We start from the raw sequence: 17,430 nt of genomic DNA, 5'->3' as shown, positions 1-17,430 counted from the left end.
ATAACGAGGAATAAAACAATGAAAAAAATAGTCCTGATGTTATCGCTGTCTATTATTTTTTTATTCAATGGTTCGGTACTTGCCAAAAACTACGAAGTTATTCGCTTTGGCGTTGACCCCAACTACGCGCCCTTTGCCTATAAAGACAACACCGGTCAACTGGTCGGTTTTGAAGTTGATATCGGCAACGCTATCTGTGCACACCTGGATGTCCGTTGCCAGTGGGTCGAGATTGACTACGACGCTATGATCCCAAGCCTCAAGGCCGGGAAGATCGACGCCATACTGGCCTCGATGAGCATTACTGCCGCACGCCTGAAGGTGATTGATTTCACTTCCGAAGTGTTCTCCAGCCCGACTGCCATGGTGTACAGGCAAGGTACCCGCCTGGAGGCGCCCAGCGGTCAATCTGTCGGCTATTTGCAAGGCTCCATCCAGGAGGTCTATGCCAAGCAAGTGCTGGCCAAGGCGGGCATGAAGGTGGTGGCCTATCCCGACCAGGAGCAAGTCTATGCCGATCTGATAACGGGGCGTTTGCAGGCTTCGCTACAAGACGCACAGCAAGCCCGCAGCGGATTTTTACGCTCGCCCCGTGGTGCCGGTTTTGTCCTTGGTCCTGTGATTGAAAGCGAATTGATGCCAGCAAAAAGTGCCATCGGTCTCGCCAAGGGCAACGCCGCCTTGAAAGGCATGCTGGACCAGGGGTTGGCGGCGCTGCACACGGATGGCACCTATGCCCGCCTGCAAGACCAGTACTTCGACGGCATGGACATGTTCAGCGGCAATTGACCGCTCTTTATCAAGTAAGGAGCGGGCACTTATGTTTGAACCATTATTGCCGGTCGCCGCGCACTTCATGACGAGCCTGCTGGGCTATGGCCCCCTGTTGCTGCAAGGCATCTGGCTCACACTCAAGCTGGCGTTGTTATCCCTGCTGCTGGGGCTGGTCTTTGGCTTGATCGGGGCGTGCGCGAAACTGTCCAGAGTGTGGGGCTGGCGCTTCTCGGCCCAGCTTTACACCACGCTTATCCGAGGGGTGCCGGATTTACTGCTGATGCTGCTGATTTTCTATGGTCTACAAACCGGGCTGAGTCGCCTGACAAACGCCTTGGAATGGGCCTACATAGAAATCGACCCGTTTAGCGCGGGGGTTATTACCCTGGGGTTTGTCTATGGGGCTTACTTTACCGAGACGTTCCGTGGGGCCTTGCTGGCGGTGCCCGGTGGGCAAGCGAATGCTGCCAAGGCATTGGGCCTGACTCCCTGGCAGGGCTTTGTGTATGTGGTGTTCCCGCAGATGATGCGGTTCGCTTTGCCAGGCCTTGGGAATAACTGGATGGTCTTGCTCAAGGCCACGGCGCTGGTATCGATCATTGGCTTGGCCGATCTGGTGAAGGTGGCGCAAATGGCGGGCAAGGGCAGTCAGCAGCTCTTGGGTTTTCTGCTGTTTGCGGCGCTGATCTATCTCTTGCTGAGCAGTGTGTCCAACGCGCTGTTGCGTTGGCTTGAGCGCCGTTACAGCAGCGAGAGCCGGCTATGATCGAGCTGATCCAGGAGTACTGGCGACCCTTTCTCTACTCCGACGGCGAACAGCTCACTGGGCTGGCGATGACCTTGTGGTTGACCAGCCTGTCGCTATGCCTGGGATTCATCGCGGCGCTGCCCTTGTCCATTGCCCGGGTTGCATGCCGGCGGCGGCTGCGCTGGCCGGTGCAATGCTTCACGTACCTGTTTCGTGGTTCGCCGCTCTATATCCAGTTATTGATCTGTTACACCGGCATTTACAGTATTGCTGCAGTACGCGAACAGCCATTGCTGGATGCTTTTTTTCGCGACGCGCTCAATTGCACCGTACTGGCCTTTGCCCTCAATACCTGTGCCTACACCACCGAAATATTCGCCGGGGCCATTCGCGCCATGCCCCGTGGCGAAGTCGAGGCCGCTCGAGCCCTGGGGTTTGACGGCTGGAAGCTCTACGTTTACCTGGTCATGCCCGCCGTGGTGCGTCGTTCATTGCCCTACTACAGCAATGAAGTGATTTTCATGCTGCATTCTACGACGCTGGCCTTTACGGCCACGGTTGCGGACCTTCTGAAAGTGGCGCGGGATGCGAGTTCCACGACGTTCCTTACGTTTGAGTCCTTTGCCATTGCCGCGCTCCTTTACCTGTTGACCACGTTTGCCCTGGTGGGGCTGTTCCGCCTGGCGGAGCGGCGCTGGTTGAGCTTTTTGGGACCCGGCCGATAGGAGGTCGATATGCAAATAGAACGACATGAACTGTTGGCGGCGGTGCCGGGCATGTCCCGGCAGATTTACAGCTTTCATTACGGACCGCCGGCGTCCTGCGGAAAAATCTATATCCAATCTTCCCTGCACGCCGATGAGTTGCCGGGCATGTTGGTGCTCTGGCATCTCAAGCAACGGCTGGCCGCCCTTGAGGCATCGGGCGCGCTGCGTCGACACATTGTGTTGGTACCCGTCGCCAACCCGTTGGGTTTGGAGCAGGTGTTGATGGACGTGCCCCAGGGGCGCTTCGATAACGAAAGCCGGGAGAACTTCAATCGGTTTTTCCTCGACCTCAGTCAGCAGGTGGGCGATGAAGTGGGCGCGAAACTGACCGATGACCCTGTCCGCAACCTGCATCTGATCCGCGCAAGCCTGAAAGCCGTCCTGGCCCGTCAGGTCCCCACGACGCAACTGCAATCCCTGCGCCTGACCTTGCAAACCCTCGCCTATGACGCGGATATGGTGCTGGACCTGCATTGCGACTTCGAAGCGGTGCAGCACCTGTACCTGGCGCCGGACTTCTGGCCACAAGTCGAGCCTCTGGCGCGCTACCTGGGTGCCGAAGCCTGTTTCATGGCGCACGAGGCGGGGGGGCAATCGTTCGACGAGTGTTTCACACTGTTCTGGAGGCAGATGCAGGCGCGCTTTGCCGGACGTATTCAGCCGCCGGGCTTCGCGGTAACCGTGGAGTTGCGCGGTGTGGCCGATGTGGATCACGGGCTGGCGCGCCGGGACAGCCAGGCGCTGATTGATTACCTGACCTATATAGGAGCCATTGAGGGCTTGGTACCGCAACTGCCCCCTCTGCTTAACCCACCCACACCGCTGGCGGGGGTGGAGCCGATAGTGAGTCTGGCGCCTGGGCTGATCGTGTTTTGCGCCAGGGTTGGCGACGCCCTACAGGAGGGGCAGCGGGTCGCCGAGATCATTGATCCGATCACCGAGCGCTCGACACCGGTGGTCTGTGCTCATGGGGGGATGTTGTATGTGCGCTCGTTACGGCGGATGGCGACGGCGGGTATGACGATTGCCCATGTCGCGGGTGTCAGGGCCTATCGACAGGGCGACCTGTTATCGCCTTGACAGGTCAGGGCAGCGGCGAAAAGGGCGAACGCCCATCCGCACTCTGCAATTCCTGCAGGTAATTGCGGAAAATCTGCCCCAGCACCTGGGTCGCCACTTCCAGCTCATCGCGCTGCATGTGCTCGGCCACTTCGTCTGCGGTGTCGAGCGCATCTTCGGCGCCGTTGACCGCCGCCATCTTCAGCACGATATACGCCTGCACGTTGTTGGCCGGCACGCCTTCGCCATGGAAGAACATGCTGCCCAGCTTGAATTGCGCCTGGGCATGACCCTGCAGCGAGGCTTTTTCGAAGAAGCTCAAGGCTTTGTTCAGGTCGCGGGCAGGGTTTTTGTCGTCGTAGAAGAATTCGCCCAACTCGTATTGCGCCTGCGCATCCCCGCCATCGGCCAGGGTTTGGCAGGCGCTCAGCGCCTCGGCCTGGCTGTCGGACTGAGTATCGAGGGTGCAACGACCCATCGCTGGGATCAACAACGAGTTGCCGCCCGCTTGTGCATGTGCAAGCAGCGGTTGAAGGAGCAACAGGCAGCCCAGAACCAGGGTGCGGCCGGTGCGTTTCATGGGAATCGACTTACCTCTGACGGGGCGCGTGGAGCCACGTGGGGATCCAATAAGCGCGCATTATGAAATAAGCAGGCCTCTGCTTACAAAGTCTTTACTCGTTTTTCTGCTGCGTGGGCAAGTTATCTGCCGGATTGCAGGTGTTTTCTCGAAAAAACGAGGAAATTTCTGTAAGCAAGGTAACAAATCTGACGCCGCCAGGGGCGACGTCAGGTTATGGCTGTCTTACTTCAGTGCGGCGAAGGCGCGCTCGGCAGCATCCAGGGTCAGTTTCAGCTCGGCGTCGCCATGGGCGATGGAGGTGAAGCCGGCTTCAAAGGCACTTGGTGCCAGGTACACGCCACCTTCGAGCATCAGGTGGAAGAAACGCTTGAACAGGTTGGCATCGCTGCCCATCACATCGTCAAAGGTCACGATGTCGTCGGCACCGCTGAAATACAGGCCGAACATGCCACCGGCCTGGGTCGTGACGAACGGGATACCCGCTGCATCGGCGCGTTGTTGCAGGCCGTCCAGCAAACGCGTGGTGTAGTCGCTCAGCTCGGCATGGAAGCCAGGGCGGCTGATCAGGCGCAGGGTGGTCAGGCCGGCGGCCATGGCCAGCGGGTTACCGGACAGGGTGCCGGCCTGGTAGACCGGGCCCAGCGGCGCGATGTGCTGCATGATCTCGCGCTTGCCGCCGAAGCAGCCTACCGGCATGCCGCCGCCGATGATTTTGCCGAAGGTGCTCAGGTCCGGCGTTACGCCGTAGTGAGCCTGGGCGCCGCCGAGGGCAACGCGAAAGCCGGTCATCACTTCGTCGAAGATCAATACCACACCGTGTTTATCGCACTGCTCACGCAAGCCTTCGAGGAACCCCGGGGCCGGCGGTACACAGTTCATGTTGCCCGCCACCGGCTCGACGATGATGCACGCCACCTCCTGACCGACTTCGCTGAGCATTTGCTCGACGGCGCCGATGTCGTTGAACGGCAAGGTCAGGGTGTGCTTGGCAAACGCAGCTGGCACACCAGCCGAACTCGGAACGCCCTGGGTCAGCAGGCCGGAGCCGGCCTTGACCAGCAGGCTGTCGGAGTGGCCGTGGTAGCAGCCTTCGAACTTGATGATGCTGTCGCGGCCGGTGAACCCACGGGCCAGGCGAATCGCGCTCATGGTCGCTTCGGTGCCGGAGCTGACCATGCGCACCATCTCCATCGACGGCACGATCGAGCACACCAGGTCGGCCATTTCGGTTTCCATGGCGGTGGGCGCGCCGTAGGACAGGCCGTGTTCCAACTGCTTGCGTACTGCGTCCAGCACGTCGGGGTGGCTGTGGCCGAGGATCATCGGGCCCCAGGAACCCACGTAGTCCACATAGCGCTTGTCATCTTCGTCGGTGACGTAGGCGCCTTCGGCGTGCTTGAAGAACAACGGCGTGCCGCCGACGCTCTTGAACGCACGCACGGGGGAGTTCACACCGCCGGGGATGTGTTTCTGGGCATTGGCAAACAACGTTTCGGAACGAGACATGGGCAGGCTCTCTGAATTCAGGATTTGAGGAGTTCGTTGAAGGCGCGGGCGCGGCGCGTCACGTCCTGGGGGCTGTCGGCACCGAACAGGCCGTGGACCACTGCCAGCAGGTCGGCACCGTGCTCCACCAGGGGCGCGGCGTTTTCCAGGGTGATGCCGCCGATCACGCAGATCGGCACCTGCAGGCGCGCGCGGGCCTGGGCCAGCATTTCAACGGTGGCTGCGGGTGCACCGGGTTTGGTCGTGGAGTTGAAGAAGCGGCCAAAGGCAACATAGCTGGCACCTTCGCGCGCAGCCTGTTCGGCCAGTTCGATCTGGCTGTGGCAGGTGGAGCCGATAATGGCATTGCGCCCGAGTAACGCCCGGGCCGGTGTCAGCGGGCCGTCGGTCTGCCCCAGGTGAACGCCGACGCCCAGGCGCGCGGCCAGTTCGGCATCGTCATTGATGATCAGATGGGTCTTGTAGCGCGAGCACAGTTCACGCAGAGCCTCGGCTTCGCGCAGGCGACGGGCCTCGTCGCTGCTCTTGTCGCGGTATTGCAGCAAGGTCACGCCGCCTTCCAGCGCGGCCTCGACGTAGGACAGGAACTTACCGGCCAATAGTTGGCTGTCGGTAATGGCGTACAGGCCACGTAGTTTCATCGAGCAGGCCCCTTGATATTACGAACAGAAATCCAATGGCAGGCGACGCGGCACAAATTGCCCCTGGCCCAGTTGTTCGGCGTCCCGCAGGGTGCGCCAGGTGTAATTGAGTGCCGACTCCACGGCGCTGGCCAGGCTTTGACCCTGGGCCAGGCGGCCGGCCAGGGCGCTGGCCAGAGTGCAACCGGAGCCGTGATAGCTGCCGGGCAGGCGCTGGCAGGTAAACGTGTGGCGTGTGCCGTCGCGGCTGTAGAGGCGATTGTGCACCTCATGCTCGTCGCCATGGCCGCCGGTGATCAACAGGTGCTTGATAAACGGCAGCAGTTTCTCGGCGCATTCATCCGCCGTGCCGTTGGGCAGTTCGGCGAGGATGCGCGCCTCAGGCAGGTTGGGCGTGGCAATCAGCGACAAGGGCAACAGCCGCTCGCGCATCGCATAGCCGACCTCGTCCTTGCCCAGGCTACCGCCGCCGCCGGCGCGCAGCACCGGGTCGCAGACCACCGGCAGGTGCGGGTGCTGCTGGAGCAGTTCGACCACGGTATCGACCATCACCGTGGACCCGAGCATGCCCAGCTTGACCGCCGCGACTTCGGAGTCACCGAGCACGGCGTTGGCCTGGGCCAATACCCACTCGCGGTCGAGCACGCGGAAATCGCTGACATTCACGGTGTTCTGCACGGTCAGCGCGGTCACGGCCGGGGCCGCATGACAGCCTTGGGAGAGCAGGGCTTCGATATCTGCCTGCAAGCCGGCGCCACCACTGGGATCATGGCCGGAGAGACAGAGGACAACGGGGCGAGAGCTGTAGATATTCATGGTGCGCGAGCTTACCACCAAACGCTTTTTGCGTGGCTGTCGGGCAGTGCTGGTATTTGACGCCGAAATACACTGGTAAATGGCTATAAGCCATCATCCATTTCTAGCAATTAGTGCGCTGAAAGGCCCGGGCTAGAGCCTTTCAAAAAATTATTTCAATGGTGTCTTTTGGCCTTTACCGGCTATGCTAGAGTGGATCCAAACAACTTAAATGTATCGCCGGTGTACGTCATCTCAAAAGGAATGGGGGGCTTTTGACATAACCGGACAGGCCACGCTGGGGCTCTATGCGCTATTTGCTGATGTTTCTCTTGTGCGGGCTGCCGATGCTGGCCGGCGCCGTCGAGTTCAATGAAACCACCCGAAGTCTTCCCCTGGGCCGGGTCATGCAAGTACTCGAAGATCCAAGCGGCAATCTCACCATCGCCGAGGCCCGTTCAGCGGCACTCGCCAGTCGCTACACCCCGCACGATAAAGACACCTTGAATGCCGGCTATTCGCGCTCGGCGTTCTGGCTCAAGGTCGACCTGCATTACCTGCCCAAGGATCCCGACGCCCTGCGCACCTGGCTGCTGGAGCTGGCCTATCCGCCCCTTGATCATCTTGAGTTGTACCTGCCCGAGGGTGACGGCGACTATCGCCTGGCCGGGCGTACCGGGGATGCATTGCCCTTTGCCAGCCGTGAGATTCGCCAGAACAATTACCTGTTCACCGTCGACTTCAGTGCGGGCGAGCAGAAAACCCTCTATCTGCGCCTGCAAAGCGAGGGTTCGATCCAGGCGCCGCTGACCCTGTGGTCGAGCACCGCCTACCTGGAAGATCAGCCGCTGCGCCTGTATGTGCTGGGCCTGATCTACGGTGTGCTGCTGGGCATGCTGGTGTACAACCTGTTTATCTACCTCAGCGTGCGCGATACCAGTTACCTCTACTACATCCTCTATATCGCCTCGTTCGGTATGTACCAGCTCTCGGTGAATGGCGCGGCCGTGGAGTATTTCTGGCCCGACAACCCCTGGTGGGCGAATGCGGCGACGCCGTTCCTGATCGGCGCCTCCGCGTTGTTCGGCAGCCTGTTTGCCCGCAGCTTCCTGCACACTGCTCTCTACAGCCGCTGGCTGGACCGGGTGCTGCTGGTGCTGGTGGGGACGGGGGCGGTGGTGATGGTGTTGTCGCTGATGACCAGCTACGCCCTGGCCCTGCGCCTGGCGACCGCGCTAGCCCTGGTTTTCACCGTGACCATCTTTGTCGCCGGGATCAAGGCCTGGTGCTGTGGCCAGCGTGTGGCGCGGTATTTCATCATCGCCTGGTCGGCGTTCCTGATCGGCGGGGTGATCAACACGCTGATGGTGCTGGGCTACCTGCCCAATGTGTTTCTCACCATGTACTCCAGCCAGATCGGCTCGGCCATTGAAGTCGCCCTGTTGTCCCTGGCCCTGGCCGACCGGATCAACGCGATGCGCGAACAGCAGGCGCAAATCCTGTTTGATGCCAGCCAGAAACTGGAAGTGCTCAACCAGCAACTGGCCCACAGCAACCAGTTGAAAGACGAATTCCTCGCGACCCTGACCCATGAACTGCGCACCCCGATGAACGGGGTGATTGGGTCGTTGGAACTGATGCAGACCGAGCCTCTGGCCGGCGACCTGGCGCAGTACCAGCAAACCGCCGCCGGCTCTGCGCGGGACATGATGCGCATGGTCAATGGCATCCTCACCCTCACCGAGTTGCAAGCCGGTCGCCTCAGTGTGCAACCGCAGGTGTTCAGCCTGCGCGGGGTACTCGATACCTTGCGTCAGCAGTTCCTGGGCAATGCCCAGAGCAAGGGGTTGGCGTTCTCCATCGACGTGGCGAGTGAGTTGCCGGATCGCCTGGACGGCGATGCAGGCAAATTGATGCAATGCCTGGAATGCCTGCTGGATAACGCCTTCAAGTTCACCCACGACGGTGCGGTGCGCGTGCGCGTAGTGGGCCTGCCCCAGGCGGATGGCCATTTGCATCTGACGTTTATCGTTAGCGACTCCGGGATTGGCTTTGCGCAACTGGATGAGGCGACCCTGTATCAGCGCTTCTTCCAGGTGGACGGCTCGACCACTCGCGAATATGGCGGCCTGGGCATTGGCCTGGCGATCTGCCGGCAGTTGATCGAGTTGCTCGGCGGGAGCCTGACCCATCATTCCGAACCGCGTAAGGGCAGCCGATTCCAGCTGGAGGTGGCCGTTATCGCGGTGCCGCCGGAGCCGGCCCGGGCCGTGGACCTGCACCGCGCGCCACAAGACTGCACGGTATTGCTGGTGGAGGACAATTGCGTCACCCAGTTGGTCTTGCGTGGCATGTTGCTCAAGCTCGGTTACCGGGTGAAAGTCGCGGACAGTGGCCCCACGGCCCTGGCGATGCTGCAGGAGGGGGCGTTTGATGCGGTGTTGCTGGATGTGCCCGAAGATGGCTTCTCCCTGTGCTGCCAGATCCGGGCCTTGCCAGGGTGCGGCGAGCTGCCGGTGATCGCCCTGAGCGACGCCCTGCAAGGCAGCGCCCGCCAGCATTGTCACGGCGTCGGCCCGACCGAGCAGTTGCTCAAGCCGGTGCGTTTCGAGCTGTTGCAAGCCGTGTTGCAGCGCCGCCTGCTGTGCCCGTTAGAGGGTGAAAGCGCCGGCAGTTAGGCGCTTATGCCACTTTTTTAAGCGCAGTGACGATGCTTAACTGAATTCAAGGCCTCAATCAACGCGGCCTTTTATCAGGAGGCCCGTCATGAATCTGCACCAGTTCGCCGAAACCCACGACGTTACCAACCAGCCACCGTCACTCGATGGCGCCAATTTGTATCGCCTCGACCTGCCCTTGCAGGAGTGGTCGCGGCGCTTTGGGGCAGGCTGGGCCGAGGCCCGCATCGACGCCTACGGCGCCTTGGCGGGTGGGCCACTGATGGCGGCGGGGTTCCTGGCGAATCAGAACAAGCCGGTGTTCAACAGCCATGATCGCTATGGTCACCGCATTGATCTGGTGGAGTTTCATCCGGCCTATCACGAACTGATGCGCACCGCCGTCGAGCATGGCCTGCCTTCGCTGCCCTGGGCCCATCCCCAGGCGGGTGCCCATGTCGCCCGCGCGGCCATGACCTACCTGCATAGCCAGGCCGAAGCTGGCACGGGGTGCCCGCTGACCATGACCTTCGCCTGCGTGCCGGCCCTGCGCCTGCAGCCGGATCTGGCTGACACCTGGCTGCCGAAAATCCTCAACACTGAATACGACCCGCGCAATGTCGGCATCGCCCATAAAGCCGGCGCAACCATCGGCATGGCCATGACCGAGAAACAGGGCGGCACCGATGTCCGGGCCAATACCACCCGCGCCTACCCCGTGGGCGCCGGCGGCCCAGGCCAACCCTATGAGCTGGTGGGCCATAAGTGGTTCTGTTCGGCGCCGATGTGCGACGCCTTCCTGACCCTGGCTCAGACTGACAAGGGTTTGACCTGTTTCCTACTGCCCCGGCAGCGCCCGGACGATACGCGTAACCAGTTCTATATCCAGCGCCTTAAAAACAAACTCGGCAACTGCTCCAACGCCTCCAGCGAAGTCGAATTCCGCGGCGCCCTGGCGTGGATGGTCGGCGAAGAAGGCCGTGGCGTACCGACCATTATCGAGATGGTGGCCATGACCCGTTTCGACTGCATGGTTGGCTCCAGTTCCTTGATGCGCCAGGCGCTGACCCAGGCCAGCCATCATTGCGCCCATCGTTTGGTCGGTGGCCGCGTGCTCAGTGAACAGCCGTTGATGCAGAACGTGCTGGCGGACCTGGCCCTGGAAAGTGAAGCGGCCCTGGCCTTGAGCCTGCGCATGGGCCGGGCGCTGGACCATCTGGCCGATGAGCAGGAAGCCAAGTTCGCGCGGCTGGTGACGGCGGTGGGCAAGTATTGGATCTGCAAGCGTGCGCCGGCGATGATCAACGAAGCCGCCGAATGCATGGGCGGCGCCGGCTATGTCGAGGACAGCATCCTGCCGCGCCTGTACCGTGAGGCGCCGGTCAATTCGACGTGGGAAGGTTCCGGCAACGTGCAATGCCTGGACGTGCTGCGGGCCTTGTCGAAAGAACCCGGTGTGCTGGAGACATTGTTTGTCGAACTGGGCGATGGACATGGCGATAAACGCCTGGCCCGACATATCGAGCAATTGAAGTCGGCGTTTATGGATACCCAGGATATCCAGTACCGGGCGCGGCAGTTGACCGAGGATATTGCCGTGGCCCTGCAGGCCAAATTGCTGCTGGAGGCGGGCAATGCCAGTGTCAGCGATGGGTTTATAGCCAGCCGCTTGGGCGAGTCGTCGGGACGGGTATATGGCACCTTGCCACGAGGTGTGGATGTACAGGCCATCGTCGCCCGCTCAACTCCGTCTCTCTGAATAAAACCGGTAAAAAATCTGGGAGCTGGCTTGCCTGCGATGGCAGCGGGTCAGCCACCTCTATATTGGCTGACCCGCTGCCATCGCAGGCAAGCCAGCTCCTACAGCGGTTGCATTGATCTTCAGTGGGCATTCCAATTCAGAGTTTGCGTCTGGCAGCGATGCAGGCAAGATGACCTCCTGCATGTAAGAAAACAGGAAGCCTACCGTGACCGAAGCTTTTGTTGTCGTTCAAACCGCCGAAGAGGCCGTGGACCGGCTGGCGGCTCTGCATGAGCGTGCTACCGGCGCGCTCAACCAGGCCCTCAAGCAATACCTCAAGGATCGCGTCGAGCCCGACGCCGCACAGCGTGCTTTGTTTCGCTATCCGGAACTGCGCCTGACCTACCACTGCCACGGCGAAGTCCCACAGACCACCCGCGCGTATGCCAAGGTGCAGTTGCCGGGCACTTACAGCGTCACCGTCACCCATCCGTCAGCGTTTCGCAAATACCTGCTGGAACAACTGGTGCCGCTGATGCACGACTTCACCGTGACGGTGGAAGTGGGCGTCAGCCAGCAGAACATCCCTTATCCGTACGTGGTCGAGCAGGGCGATGAACTGGCCGGCTCCGGTGTAACGGCCGCGACCCTGGCACGGGTGTTCCCCAGCACCGACCTGTCTGCCGCCACCGATGGCATCGCCGATGGCCTGTATGACTGGGAAAACACCGACCCACTGCCCCTGGCACTGTTCGATGCGGCCCGCGTGGACTTTTCCCTGCGTCGCCTGGTGCACTACACCGGCAGCGACTGGCGCCATGTGCAGCCATGGATTCTGCTGACCAACTACCACCGCTATGTCGACCAGTTCATCGTCCATGGCTTGGAACAGTTGCGCAGCGACCCACGCTTTATCCGCATGGTGTTGCCGGGCAATGTGATCATCGAAAAAGGCATGGACCATGGTGAAGCGTCTGCCATCGCCGCAGGCGTGGTCTGGCACCGTTATCAGATGCCGGCCTACCACTTGCAGGCCAGTGACGGCCACGGCGTGACCCTGGTCAACATCGGTGTCGGCCCGTCCAACGCCAAGAACATCACCGACCACCTGGCGGTGTTGCGTCCCCATTGCTGGCTGATGATTGGCCACTGTGGTGGCCTGCGCCAATCCCAGACCATCGGTGACTATGTGCTGGCCCACGCTTATATGCGGCGCGACGGCATTCTCGACCGCGTGGTGCCGCCGAACATTCCGATCCCGGCCCTGGCCGAAGTGCAGATGGCATTGCAACAAGCGGCGGCTAACGTCACGGGCGAGAAGGGCGAGCAACTGAAAAAGCGCCTGCGCACCGGTACCGTGTTGACCTACGACGATCGCAACTGGGAACTGCGCTGGGCCCAGGAGCGGCCGCTGATCAACCTGTCCCGCGCCGTGGCCGTGGATATGGAGAGCGGCACCATCGCCGCGCAAGGCTACCGTTTGCGGGTGCCTTACGGCACATTGCTGTGCGTGTCGGATAAGCCGTTGCACAGTGAAATCAAGTTGCCAGGTTCGGCCAACGCGTTCTATGAACGGGCTGTGAGCCAGCACTTGAAGATCGGTATCGAGGCAGTGGACTTGTTGCGCACCGAGCTCAACTCGTTGCACTCGCGCAAGCTGCGCAGCTTTGACGAGCCGCCGTTCCGCTAAATAGCGGGGTGGTTATTTAACGGTCAGGCCACTAGCATGGTCGGTCCTGACCGTTAGATGTTCCATTGCCATGTCCCGTCCTGCCCGCCCTGACTCGCGCCGCCCTGGCGTGAAACCTCCCCATGCCGCTGCTCGCCGTGTCGCCAAGGCGCCGCCGGCCGAGCCGAAGCTGATCCTGTTCAATAAACCTTTTGATGTGCTGACCCAGTTCAGTGACGAAGGCGGTCGCGCCACGCTCAAGGATTTTATTGATATCCCGGGCATCTACCCGGCTGGGCGCCTGGACCGGGACAGTGAAGGCCTGTTGCTGCTGACCAACGATGGCCAGTTACAGGCGCGGATTGCCGACCCCAAGCACAAACTGGCGAAAACCTATTGGGTGCAGGTGGAGGGCGAGCCCACCGAGGAGCATCTGCAACGTCTGCGCGCCGGTGTGGAGTTGAACGATGGCATGACCTTGCCGGCTGAAGCCCGGCGACTGGACGAGCCGGTACTCTGGCCGCGCAACCCGCCGGTACGTTTTCGTAAAAACATCCCGACCTATTGGCTGGAGCTGGTGATTCGCGAGGGGCGCAACCGTCAAGTACGGCGCATGACCGCCGCCGTGGGCTTGCCGACCTTGCGTCTGGTGCGGGTGAAAATCGGCGACTGGTCGATTGAAGGCCTGGGCCAAGGCCAGTACCGCGAAGTGCCGGCGCGCTTATAAAGCCCCGGACTCAATCAGGCCGATCACCACGCTCTTGATGATAAACGCGGCCACGCCCAGGCCCAGCACGAAGAACAGAATCAGCGAGCCAAAGCGCCCAGCCTTGGATTTCTTCGCCAGGTCCCAGACGATAAAGCCCATGAAAATGATCAGGATGGTGACCAGGCCGGTCATCATCCACTCTTCAAACAGCACGGGGTCAATCGAATTCATTGGGCAGTTTCCGACAAAGGCAGGCGCGGAGTATAAGGCAAGGGGGCAGGTTCAAAGTTGACCTGCGTCGGTGCGTCGCACCCTGATGTCATTGCCTGAACATGGGCAAAAAGTGGCAGCTGGCTTGCCTGCGATAGCGGTGTGCCTGCAAGACCGCTATCGCGGGCAAGCCCGCTCCCACATGGGATGGGGGTGGCGTCTTAGGTACGCAGGTGAGTCAACGGCAACTCCGTGCTGTTGAGCACCTGGTTCAGCACAAAGCTGGAGCGCACGCTGGTCACGCCCTCAATCCGGGTCAGGTGCCCCAGCAGCAGTTTTTGATAGTGGTCCATATCCGGCACCACCACCTTCAGCTGATAGTCGGCATCCATCCCGGTGACCAGGCTGCATTCCAACACTTGCGGCAAGGTGCGGATCGCCGCTTCAAAGTTCTCGAAACGTTCGGGCGTGTGTCGGTCCATGCCGATCAACACGTAGGCCGTGAGGCTCAGGCCCAGCATCTTGCGGTCGAGCAGGGCGACCTGGCGTGAGATGTAGCCGTCGTCCTCCAATTGCTTGACCCGGCGTGAGCAGGGTGACGGTGACAGGCCGATCCGCTCGGCCAGCTCCTGGTTGGAGATCCTCGCGTCGCGCTGTAATTCCGCCAAAATACTCAGGTCGTATCGGTCAAGTTTGCTCATGGGGCTGGCCTTTGTCGTAACTATTGCTGCGAATTATCTATCCAGGGTTAAAAATTGCGCAAGCACTGTTTATTGACGCAATCTTCGCAATCATCTGTCGGGCCCTCACGCCTATGATTACCAACAGAATCACTGCCCGGACATAGAGTCCACAGCAGCCCGCCCAATCAGGCCGGCTGCGGCCCGCCAACCCCACCGGGTTGTGCCGGCCCCCGGGCTGCACACTGTCCACAAGACGGCGTGAGGTGAGCCAACGTCATAAGCGTTGAGCCAGGACGAAGTTCTCAAGGGGCGACCGACGGGTCGCCCCTTTTCTTTTGCCGGCGAAAATTGTGCTGGTGACTGATAACCTGTCGCAGAACCGGGCCCGGCTTTTCCAGTCTCATGCACAGGCCCTAATCCGCAGTGAGGAATAGCATGAAGCGCATCTGGCGTTTGGCAGGTGTAGGTGTGTTGATGGTCACCTTGGGCACGCAGGTGATGGCCGACGAACGAGACAACGCACCCCGCCAGGGGCAAGGCCCGCAGGGCGGTGGTGGACCGCATGAGCGGGGGCCGGAACACAGCCAGCCGCGCCCGCAAAACCAACCGGTAGAGCGCGCCGGCCAGAACGGCCAGTGGCAGGCTCGCCCTCAAGGTAATGAAGCGCCGCGCCCGGCACCGCAGGCGGGGAGCAATCTGCCGATCCAGGGCCGGCCCGATTCCGTGGGCCAGACCCAGGAGCCGCGCCAGGGCAACTACCGTGACATTCCCCGGCGCAATGATGGCAGCCCGCATTGGCAAACCGGTGGCCCTGGCTCGCGGCCTGGCTACAACGGCCACCCCAATGATAACCGCTGGCCAGGCCGCCCCGACGGCCATGGCAACGGCTGGGGCCCCGGCCCGCAGTATCGGCCCGGCTACACGGTGGACCGCTTCCCCGACCGCAATTACCGTGTGCCCTATCGCGGCCAGGATTACTTTTTCTCGGGCGGCTATTGGTACCGGCCCCAGGGCCCGCGCTACGTCGTAGTCACGCCACCCTATGGGATCCGCGTGCATTACCTGCCGGACTATGCGCGGGAAGTGTGGGTCGGCAGTGCGCTGTTTTTCCTCGCCGCTGGCGCCTATTACAGCTACGAGACCAGCACCCAGCAGTACGTGGTGGTGCAACCGCCGGTGGCCATGCCGCCGCAGCCGACGCCCCAGGGCAACGGGTATGACGTGGTGGCCTATCCCGCCAATGGCCAATCTCCCGCCCAGGTGCAGCAGGACGGTTACGATTGCTATCGCTGGGCGGTGCAGCAAAGCGGCTTCGACCCCCAGACCGTCACCTACGCGCCTGCGCCGGCGGTGGTGCAAACCTACCGCCAGGCCCAGGGCAACTGCCTGAGCAGTCGCGGGTACCAGGTGACCTACTAGGCCTTGCTGCCCGTGACCACTTCCTGCGGGTCGGCGTGCACCAGCACCTCGGCCCGTGGGTAGGCCTGATGGATGGCATCGGCGGCCTGGTCGCTGATGCCATGGGCTACCGACAAGCTCAACTCCCCCGGCAACTCCAGATGCAACTGCACAAACCAGTGGTTGCCGGAAATCCGCGTGCGCAAATCATGGGCACCCAGTACGCCGGGCACGCTACAGGCCAGTTCCAGCATGTGCTGGCTGACGTCTGCCGGCAGTTCTTCGTCCATCAGCACGGCAAAGCTTTCCCGGGCGATCTGGATCGCGCTCCACAAGATGTACAGGGCGATCGCCAGGCCAAACCAGGCATCGACCTGATGCCAGCCGAAGGCCGCCAGCACCAGCGCCAATAGAATGCTGCCATTGAGCAGCAAGTCGGAACGGTAGTGCAGCGAGTCGGCGCGCACCGCGTTCGAGCCGGTTTCGCGGATCACCCGGTGTTGCACGGCCAGCAGCGCCACGGTCAGCACCAGCGACATCACAATCACTGCAATACTCAGCCAGGGCGCGCCCACGGGTTCCGGGTGCTGCAGGCGTTGGTACGCCTGGAAGGCGATCAATACCGCGCTGCCGGCGATAAACAGCGCCTGGGCCATGCCCGCCAGGGATTCCGCCTTGCCATGTCCGTAGCGGTGATCATCATCCGCCGGGCGCAGCGCGTAGTGCACCGCCAGCAGGTTGAGCAGTGACGTCACGCCGTCGAGCAGCGAATCGGTCAGCCCGGCCAACATGCTCACCGAACCACTGAACCACCAGGCGATGGCTTTGCCGATAATCAGAATACTGGCCACGCCGACCGAGGCGCGGGTGGCCAGGCGCAATAGCCGGGCGTGTTCGGTGCTGGTGTTCATGGGGCAATCAGGTCCTTACGCAGCAGGTTGCAGGCCGAGGGACGCGAGTTGTTGCACGCTGCCCTTGAACTGGATCAGGCGCGGGTCGTCCAGCGGCAGGTTGCGGCCGGTTTCGTGCTCGATGATGGTTTGCAGCTTGGTGTTATCCACCTTGCCGTCGGCGCCGATGGCTTCTTGCAGTTTTTCGGGGGCCACTTGTGCGGTTTTGCCGGGCTCGAAGTAAATTGCGCCGGTGGCGAAGTCCACGCCAAAGGCGATCAGGCCGGGGATCACATAAAACAGCAGGCCGACCGCGTCGAGCACGGCAATTGCCGGGTCGATCTTGCCGTCGATCTGGCCACGGCGATCAGGATAGAAAATCGAACCGCAGGCCGTCAGCTGGCTCAACAGGGTGACGGCCAGAACACCGCCGATGACACGGGAAGCAATACGCATGAGACTCTCCTGAACACTTGTAGGGTGTGACTATAAAGCAGATCTACCAGGTGCCACCCCTCTAATGTGGGAGCCCTTCCAAAGGGACATGGCCGCGCCTGAGAGAGCACCGATATCCAGCCGTTCGCCGTTATACTCGCCGCT

At 61.5% G+C, this 17,430-nt stretch carries 17 protein-coding genes; 9 read left to right on the top strand and 8 right to left on the bottom strand.

Translation table 11 applies throughout. From position 1 onward, the window contains the following. Positions 1–18: 18 nt before the first annotated feature. From K1X80_RS25080 to K1X80_RS25065, 4 genes are read left to right on the top strand one after another with little or no spacing between them, the layout of a single operon-like run. Positions 19–789 (top strand): transporter substrate-binding domain-containing protein, encoded by a 771-nt coding sequence (locus K1X80_RS25080; RefSeq protein ID WP_057960688.1) that lies wholly within the window; start codon positions 19–21, stop codon positions 787–789. Between the two features lie 31 nt (positions 790–820). After that, positions 821–1,540: an ABC transporter permease gene (locus K1X80_RS25075; RefSeq protein WP_169989727.1), complete on the top strand. Its 720-nt coding sequence runs from the start codon at positions 821–823 to the stop codon at positions 1,538–1,540. Then, complete coding sequence (locus K1X80_RS25070; RefSeq protein ID WP_057960686.1) at positions 1,537–2,247, top strand: ABC transporter permease; 711 nt, start codon at positions 1,537–1,539, stop codon at positions 2,245–2,247. Before K1X80_RS25075 ends, K1X80_RS25070 begins: the two co-directional genes overlap by 4 nt. Before the next feature lie 9 nt (positions 2,248–2,256). Beyond that, positions 2,257–3,369, top strand: coding sequence for a succinylglutamate desuccinylase/aspartoacylase family protein (locus K1X80_RS25065; protein ID WP_220172546.1), 1,113 nt, complete (start codon positions 2,257–2,259; stop codon positions 3,367–3,369). A 4-nt stretch (positions 3,370–3,373) separates the two neighbouring features. On the opposite strand, the gene K1X80_RS25060 is transcribed toward K1X80_RS25065, so the two are convergent. The 4 genes from K1X80_RS25060 to K1X80_RS25045 all read right to left on the bottom strand — a co-directional run bounded on the left by K1X80_RS25060 (position 3,374) and on the right by K1X80_RS25045 (position 6,894). Continuing rightward, on the bottom strand, positions 3,374–3,928 hold the full coding sequence (locus tag K1X80_RS25060; RefSeq protein ID WP_198799916.1) for a tetratricopeptide repeat protein: 555 nt from the start codon (positions 3,926–3,928) through the stop codon (positions 3,374–3,376). 225 nt (positions 3,929–4,153) lie between these two features. After that, positions 4,154–5,437 carry a glutamate-1-semialdehyde 2,1-aminomutase gene (hemL, locus tag K1X80_RS25055; protein ID WP_120734191.1) on the bottom strand — a complete coding sequence of 428 codons (1,284 nt, stop codon included), beginning with the start codon at positions 5,435–5,437 and terminating at the stop codon, positions 4,154–4,156. 17 nt (positions 5,438–5,454) lie between these two features. Next, on the bottom strand, positions 5,455–6,078 hold the full coding sequence (gene thiE, locus K1X80_RS25050) for a thiamine phosphate synthase (RefSeq protein WP_057439019.1): 624 nt from the start codon (positions 6,076–6,078) through the stop codon (positions 5,455–5,457). An 18-nt stretch (positions 6,079–6,096) separates the two neighbouring features. After that, positions 6,097–6,894, bottom strand: a complete 798-nt coding sequence (locus K1X80_RS25045) for a hydroxymethylpyrimidine/phosphomethylpyrimidine kinase (protein ID WP_220172545.1) — start codon at positions 6,892–6,894, stop codon at positions 6,097–6,099. Between the two features lie 287 nt (positions 6,895–7,181). On the opposite strand from K1X80_RS25045, the gene K1X80_RS25040 reads away from it, so the two are divergent. The 4 genes from K1X80_RS25040 (at position 7,182) to K1X80_RS25025 (ending at position 13,667) form a co-directional block, all read left to right on the top strand. After that, complete coding sequence (locus K1X80_RS25040) at positions 7,182–9,551, top strand: 7TM diverse intracellular signaling domain-containing protein (protein ID WP_057960682.1); 2,370 nt, start codon at positions 7,182–7,184, stop codon at positions 9,549–9,551. Between the two features lie 88 nt (positions 9,552–9,639). Then, the gene (locus K1X80_RS25035) at positions 9,640–11,289 is read left to right on the top strand and encodes an acyl-CoA dehydrogenase family protein (RefSeq protein WP_057960681.1); all 1,650 of its coding nucleotides are present in this window, start codon (positions 9,640–9,642) and stop codon (positions 11,287–11,289) included. Between the two features lie 208 nt (positions 11,290–11,497). Further along, the gene (amn, locus tag K1X80_RS25030) at positions 11,498–12,961 is read left to right on the top strand and encodes an AMP nucleosidase (protein ID WP_057960680.1); all 1,464 of its coding nucleotides are present in this window, start codon (positions 11,498–11,500) and stop codon (positions 12,959–12,961) included. Positions 12,962–13,031: 70 nt separating this feature from the next. Continuing rightward, entirely contained in the window at positions 13,032–13,667 is a 636-nt protein-coding gene (locus K1X80_RS25025) for a pseudouridine synthase (RefSeq protein ID WP_057960679.1), read from the top strand. Here the strand turns inward: K1X80_RS25025 and K1X80_RS25020 are convergent. After that, positions 13,662–13,871, bottom strand: coding sequence for a DUF2788 domain-containing protein (locus tag K1X80_RS25020; protein ID WP_057439039.1), 210 nt, complete (start codon positions 13,869–13,871; stop codon positions 13,662–13,664). The genes K1X80_RS25025 and K1X80_RS25020 overlap by 6 nt on opposite strands. Before the next feature lie 209 nt (positions 13,872–14,080). After that, complete coding sequence (locus tag K1X80_RS25015) at positions 14,081–14,560, bottom strand: Lrp/AsnC family transcriptional regulator (protein ID WP_003176264.1); 480 nt, start codon at positions 14,558–14,560, stop codon at positions 14,081–14,083. Positions 14,561–14,977: 417 nt separating this feature from the next. On the opposite strand from K1X80_RS25015, the gene K1X80_RS25010 reads away from it, so the two are divergent. Then, positions 14,978–15,961: a DUF6515 family protein gene (locus K1X80_RS25010; RefSeq protein WP_220172544.1), complete on the top strand. Its 984-nt coding sequence runs from the start codon at positions 14,978–14,980 to the stop codon at positions 15,959–15,961. On the opposite strand, the gene K1X80_RS25005 is transcribed toward K1X80_RS25010, so the two are convergent. Together K1X80_RS25005 and K1X80_RS25000 are read right to left on the bottom strand one after the other, a co-directional pair. Next, on the bottom strand, positions 15,958–16,851 hold the full coding sequence (locus K1X80_RS25005) for a cation diffusion facilitator family transporter (RefSeq protein WP_057439024.1): 894 nt from the start codon (positions 16,849–16,851) through the stop codon (positions 15,958–15,960). The two genes, K1X80_RS25010 and K1X80_RS25005, sit on opposite strands and share 4 nt — an antisense overlap. Before the next feature lie 15 nt (positions 16,852–16,866). Further along, a complete protein-coding gene (locus K1X80_RS25000; RefSeq protein WP_057439025.1) occupies positions 16,867–17,286 on the bottom strand; it encodes a hypothetical protein in 420 nt (139 codons plus the stop codon). Positions 17,287–17,430: the final 144 nt, after the last annotated feature.

Source organism: Pseudomonas sp. So3.2b (assembly GCF_019464415.1).
GTDB lineage: Bacteria > Pseudomonadota > Gammaproteobacteria > Pseudomonadales > Pseudomonadaceae > Aquipseudomonas > Aquipseudomonas shahriarae.
Note: the sequence above shows the minus strand (reverse complement) of the source record. Positions and strands in the feature narration are given on the sequence as shown.

Coding starts and splice junctions, on each gene's coding strand:
- thiE (WP_057439019.1), bottom strand. CDS start 6,078: ATGAAACTACGTGGCCTGTACGCCATTACCGACAGCCAACTATTGGCC.
- K1X80_RS25080 (WP_057960688.1), top strand. CDS start 19: ATGAAAAAAATAGTCCTGATGTTATCGCTGTCTATTATTTTTTTATTC.
- K1X80_RS25045 (WP_220172545.1), bottom strand. CDS start 6,894: ATGAATATCTACAGCTCTCGCCCCGTTGTCCTCTGTCTCTCCGGCCAT.
- K1X80_RS25075 (WP_169989727.1), top strand. CDS start 821: ATGTTTGAACCATTATTGCCGGTCGCCGCGCACTTCATGACGAGCCTG.
- K1X80_RS25065 (WP_220172546.1), top strand. CDS start 2,257: ATGCAAATAGAACGACATGAACTGTTGGCGGCGGTGCCGGGCATGTCC.
- K1X80_RS25060 (WP_198799916.1), bottom strand. CDS start 3,928: ATGAAACGCACCGGCCGCACCCTGGTTCTGGGCTGCCTGTTGCTCCTT.
- K1X80_RS25005 (WP_057439024.1), bottom strand. CDS start 16,851: ATGAACACCAGCACCGAACACGCCCGGCTATTGCGCCTGGCCACCCGC.
- K1X80_RS25025 (WP_057960679.1), top strand. CDS start 13,032: ATGTCCCGTCCTGCCCGCCCTGACTCGCGCCGCCCTGGCGTGAAACCT.
- K1X80_RS25035 (WP_057960681.1), top strand. CDS start 9,640: ATGAATCTGCACCAGTTCGCCGAAACCCACGACGTTACCAACCAGCCA.
- K1X80_RS25000 (WP_057439025.1), bottom strand. CDS start 17,286: ATGCGTATTGCTTCCCGTGTCATCGGCGGTGTTCTGGCCGTCACCCTG.
- K1X80_RS25070 (WP_057960686.1), top strand. CDS start 1,537: ATGATCGAGCTGATCCAGGAGTACTGGCGACCCTTTCTCTACTCCGAC.
- K1X80_RS25010 (WP_220172544.1), top strand. CDS start 14,978: ATGAAGCGCATCTGGCGTTTGGCAGGTGTAGGTGTGTTGATGGTCACC.
- hemL (WP_120734191.1), bottom strand. CDS start 5,437: ATGTCTCGTTCCGAAACGTTGTTTGCCAATGCCCAGAAACACATCCCC.
- K1X80_RS25015 (WP_003176264.1), bottom strand. CDS start 14,560: ATGAGCAAACTTGACCGATACGACCTGAGTATTTTGGCGGAATTACAG.
- K1X80_RS25040 (WP_057960682.1), top strand. CDS start 7,182: ATGCGCTATTTGCTGATGTTTCTCTTGTGCGGGCTGCCGATGCTGGCC.